Raw genomic sequence first — 4,438 nt, 5'->3', positions numbered from 1 at the left:
CTGCCACGCGGCCGTCCATCATGTCGGACGGGGCCACGATGTCGGCTCCGGCGCGCACCTGCGAGAGGGCGGTCTCGGCCAGCAGCTCCAGCGTGGGGTCGTTGAGCACTTCGCCCGTGGGGCTCAGAAGGCCGCAGTGACCGTGGGAGGTGAACTCGCACAGGCAGGTGTCGGCGGCCACGATGAGGTCCGGGTGGGCGTCCTTGAGCATCCTGATGGATTCCTGAACGATGCCTTCGTCAGCGTAGGCCTGCGAGCCTTCGGGGTCCTTTTCGGCGGGAATGCCGAAGAGGATGCAGCTCTTCATGCCCATGGCCACGGCCTCGTCCACCCGTTTTTTCAGCTGTTTCATGGAAAGCTGAAACTGTCCGGGCATGGAGCCGATGGGCTTTTGGAAGTCCTCGTCATCGGTCTCGACAACGAAGTAGGGCATCATCAGGTCACGGGGGAGCACCTCGTTTTCACGCACGAGGTCGCGCATGGTCGGACCGCTGCGCAGCCTGCGTCCCCGGTGGAAGTCGAAAAAGGACATGAAGCCTCCGTTTGCTTAGAGCGGTTCGCCGGAGATTTCCTCGTCGGTGAGGTAGCAGGCCGGGTCCTGCGCCCAGAAGTCGTCGTAGTAGGCTTCGGCGCGGGCGCGGAAGTTGCCGCCGCAGATGTTCAGGAAGCGGCACTCGGCACAGCGGCCCTTAACGTGCGGGCGCTTGTCCTTCAGCTTGTGCAGCAGCTCGATGTTCTGGTCGGTCCAGATTTCGGAGAACGGGCGCTCAAGCACGTTGCCGAAGGTGTGGTGACGCATGAACTGGTCTGCGTGAACCTGTCCGTCCCAGGAGATGCAGCCGATGCCGCGGCCCGAGGAGTTGCCCTCGTTCCACTTGAGCAGCTCGAGCACTTCCTTGGCGCGTTCCGGGTTTTCCTTGAGCAGGCGGAAGTAGACGTAGGGGCCGTCAGCGTGGTTGTCCACGGTCAGGACTTCCTTTTCCTTGCCCTTGTCGAAGAGGGCGCGGGTCTCGTCCATGATCAGGTCCACGATGTCGCGGGTTTCCTGATGGTTCAGGTCTTCCTTGATGAGTTCGGAACCGCGTCCGGAGTAGACGAGGTGATAAAAACAGATGCGGGGAACTTCCATGTCTTCCAGCAGGCGGAAGAGGTGGGGGACTTCGGGGGCGTTGCGCTTGTTGATGGTGAAGCGCAGGCCGACCTTGAGGCCTTCTTCCTGACAGTTCTCCACGCCCTTGAGGGCCTGCTTGTAGGAGCCCTTTACGCCGCGGAACTTGTCGTGCACCTCTTCGGCGCCGTCAAGGGAGATGCCCACGTAGGAGAGGCCCACTTCCTTGAGTTCGCGGGCCTTTTTCTTGGTGATGAGCGTGCCGTTGGTGGAGATGACCGCGCGCATTCCCTTGCTGGTCGCGTAGCTGGCCAGCTCGGGCAGGTCTTCGCGCACGAGCGGTTCGCCGCCGGAGAAGAGCATGACCGGAGCGCCGTACTGGGCGAGGTCGTCGATAATGGCCTTGGCCTGATCCGTGTCGATGGGATCCTTGTGATCGCTCGGGTCCACGGCGTGGGCGTAACAGTGCACACATTTGAGGTTGCACCGCTGGGTCATGTTCCAGACCACCACGGGCTTCTTGTCTTCTGCGAACTGCAGCAGGTGGGAGGGCAGTTTGCCGGAGTCGCGTCCGTAACGGAGCGCGTCCGAGGGTTCCACAGTGCCGCAGTAAAGTTTCGAAATGCCGATCATATGGTAATGTCCTTGTTTATTACGTGTGGATGTGGCGTATCACAAATGCCGACAGGCGAAAACCCGAAAAAAGGGGGATGAGACCGCAGTCCCATCCCCTCTCGCCCGGGACGCTTACGTATGTAAGCCTTCGGGCGGACAAGTCAAGAATGATTCCTACTCGGCGAGCCTGATTTCCACCCGCCTGTTCTTTTGCTTTCCGGCGTCGGTCCTGTTGTCGGCCACGGGGCGGCTTTCGCCGTATCCTACGGTCTCAATGAGGTTCGGCCGGATGCTGTGCTTCATGACGAGATACTTTTTCACGGATTCGGCTCGGGCCATGGACAGCGTCAGATTGTAGCGGTCGTTCGCCGTGGAGTCGGTATGCCCGGCCACGATGATTCTCTTGCCCTTGAGCTTGGGCGAGTTGAGCGCGTCGCCGAGCTCGTCCAGCAGCGGATAGGACTCGGGCCGGATGGTGGCCTTGTCCACGTCGAAGCGGATGTCGAGGTTCACGCCGGGAATATCGCGGCCGGACTGGGAGAGGTCGCGTTCGATGGCACCACTGCCGGAATCTCCGGAACCCATGGCACCGTTCGTTCCATTTGTGCCAGTGCCGCCGCTGCCTCCGGAGCCGCCTGCGCCGCCGTTGGTGCCCGAGCCGTTCATGCTCCCGGCGGTACCGCCCTGAGCGCCCATGGCTGCGGGGTCATTCGTCAGCGCACTGACGATCTGGTTGCGGTTGCTGGCGAAGTTGTAGGGCGTGTCCGGAGCCGGAAGCCAGGACTGGAGCGGGATGGCCATGTCCGCGGCAATGCTTGTGATGAGCTTGGTGAACGGGCTGTCGCTCATGCGTGTTTTGTGCTTGAAGTATATCCAGTCCTCGTCCATGCGCTCTTCGATGCGCCCGGACTGGGCCATGCTGAACAGCAGGATGCCGGTCTTGGCGTCGTAGATGTTGGACTGGATGGTCAGCGCGGTGTCATCCAGCGTGGAGCCTGCGTAAAAATACGGAATGAAGCCGAGCACAAGCAGGTCTGCGCCGCGTTTTCTGGCTTCGGCCAGCGCGCGCCGCTTGCCGTAGTAAACGAGGGTGTCGTCGAATTCCATGGTCGGGAACAGACGCTTGCGCATCCACTCGCCGTAAAAAATGTTGGCAAAGGTTTTGCCGATGTGCCGGTAATCCGGGGTGGGCTGCTGTACGTGGAAGGGGTAGCACAGCGCGGTCAGGGGCCGATAGCTCTTGGCTTTCGGCGCCACGGCGACCACCAGCTCGGAGCGGCGGACCTTGGCGTCTGTGATGATCTTGGTCTGGTCCGTAATGCTGGGGTCCACATAGGCGCAGGCCCCCAGAAAGAGCAGAACCGAAAGCAGAAATAGTTTTTTCATGGCCGTACCGGTGTTCGGGTTCGCGAAAGCCGTGCCGTTTTCTTGACGGCGACGGATGAAATCACACCGGATGAAGCAAGTATCGTACCGGGACGGGGTTACTGAAGGCGATGTGTTGGCGAGGCCGCCTTGTCGATGGACTGCAGAAGCTGTTCTTTGGATTGCAGCAGCCCCTGACGCAGGAGGATGCGCTGGCCGGTGGAGAGCTTCTTGAATTCCGGCTGTGCCGTGAGATTTTCAAGCTTTTCCATCTCGTCCTTGATCTGTTCGGTGAGCTGGATGAGTTCGGGGGTGGAGGCGGATACCTGCGCGGCAAGGCGTGCCAGTTCGCCGACCTCTTCCGCCATGGTGCGGATACCGAGCGGCGAGACCTCGCGCGAGAGGGCCTTGCGGGCCCTGTGCTGCCCCCACCAGTTCCGAATTCTGTCCAGTATCGCCATAGTCCTCCTACACCGTGGGCACCGACCCCGCTGCCGCAAAGAACAGAAGCATTATCACAAGAGGCGGCAGAATGATGGCCAGCCCTGCTTTCAGGTATGATGTCCTGTGCATGGCCTGCCAGGCAATGATAACCAGCACCATGAACCACGATGATGCGAAAACGAAGATGACTTGCGAAATGATGTCGCTCACTTGCGGAATCAACCCGATGAGGACGGGGATTGTCCCGTAGGCCACGCCCCGGAATGTCGCCTCGAATCCGCCCGAGGCGGCCCGCAGTAGCACAAGCATGGCGTGGTATATCCCCGATATCAGGAATAGGGCCACGGCCGCGGAGATGGGCGAGAAGAGCACGGTAAGCGCCAGTTGCGAGCCCATGCCGATGGCGGGCATCTGGATGACTTCACCCTGGAAGGTCGGCAGGGGCACGATCCCTGTATACATGTAGATGGATTGGAAAATATCGTGCAGCACGATGATCAGCAGCGCGAAGACGAGCGGTCTGCCGAGTCCGTTGCCGAGCGGCATGGCCTCGAAAAAGAGGCGCGGGGCAAGGCAGATGCGCTTGATGGTCTCGAACAGGCCCGGGAAGAAACCGAAGTGCTCCAGATCCTCGAACGGCGGCTTGACGCCTTCCACGGCTCCGGGAATCTCCTGCTCTGCCTCGGCTTCGCGTTCGCGGCGCTTGATCCACTCGGGGATCGGCGCTTCCTCGTGATACGGCGGTTCGTGGTCCTGCTGCTCTTCCGGAGGGGTCATGCCTCCGAGCCGGTCCCAAAGCTCTTCGTGTTTGTCGTGCCTCGGGTCTTCAAGGCCGGGCAGCAGGTCAGGGCGCTCGCCCTGTTGCTCGCCGTCGGCCTGCTGAGGTTCGTGACGCTGCGGTGCGGC

Annotated in this window: 5 protein-coding genes; all 5 read right to left on the bottom strand. The window is 61.3% G+C overall.

From position 1 onward, the window contains the following. Nucleotides 1–532, bottom strand: a 532-nt coding sequence (locus JCM12178_RS17020) for a porphobilinogen synthase (RefSeq protein WP_218185664.1), incomplete at its 3' end; no start/stop codon positions are given. 15 nt (nt 533–547) lie between these two features. Further along, the gene (ahbC, locus tag JCM12178_RS17015) at nt 548–1,741 is read right to left on the bottom strand and encodes a 12,18-didecarboxysiroheme deacetylase (protein ID WP_054653142.1); all 1,194 of its coding nucleotides are present in this window, start codon (nt 1,739–1,741) and stop codon (nt 548–550) included. A gap of 156 nt (nt 1,742–1,897) precedes the next feature. After that, nucleotides 1,898–3,109, bottom strand: coding sequence for an OmpA family protein (locus JCM12178_RS17010; RefSeq protein ID WP_054653140.1), 1,212 nt, complete (start codon nt 3,107–3,109; stop codon nt 1,898–1,900). Nucleotides 3,110–3,207: 98 nt separating this feature from the next. After that, the gene (locus tag JCM12178_RS17005) at nt 3,208–3,549 is read right to left on the bottom strand and encodes a hypothetical protein (protein ID WP_054653138.1); all 342 of its coding nucleotides are present in this window, start codon (nt 3,547–3,549) and stop codon (nt 3,208–3,210) included. Nucleotides 3,550–3,556: 7 nt separating this feature from the next. Next, nucleotides 3,557–4,438, bottom strand: an 882-nt coding sequence (locus JCM12178_RS17000) for a YIP1 family protein (protein WP_054653136.1), incomplete at its 5' end; no start/stop codon positions are given.

Origin of the sequence: Salidesulfovibrio brasiliensis JCM 12178 (assembly GCF_001311825.1) — a bacterium.
Classification (GTDB): Bacteria; Desulfobacterota; Desulfovibrionia; order Desulfovibrionales; family Desulfovibrionaceae; genus Pseudodesulfovibrio; species Pseudodesulfovibrio brasiliensis.
The sequence above is the reverse complement of the archived record's forward strand: the minus strand, read 5'-3'. Positions and strand labels throughout refer to the sequence as shown.

Coding starts and splice junctions, on each gene's coding strand:
- JCM12178_RS17005 (WP_054653138.1), bottom strand. CDS start 3,549: ATGGCGATACTGGACAGAATTCGGAACTGGTGGGGGCAGCACAGGGCC.
- ahbC (WP_054653142.1), bottom strand. CDS start 1,741: ATGATCGGCATTTCGAAACTTTACTGCGGCACTGTGGAACCCTCGGAC.
- JCM12178_RS17010 (WP_054653140.1), bottom strand. CDS start 3,109: ATGAAAAAACTATTTCTGCTTTCGGTTCTGCTCTTTCTGGGGGCCTGC.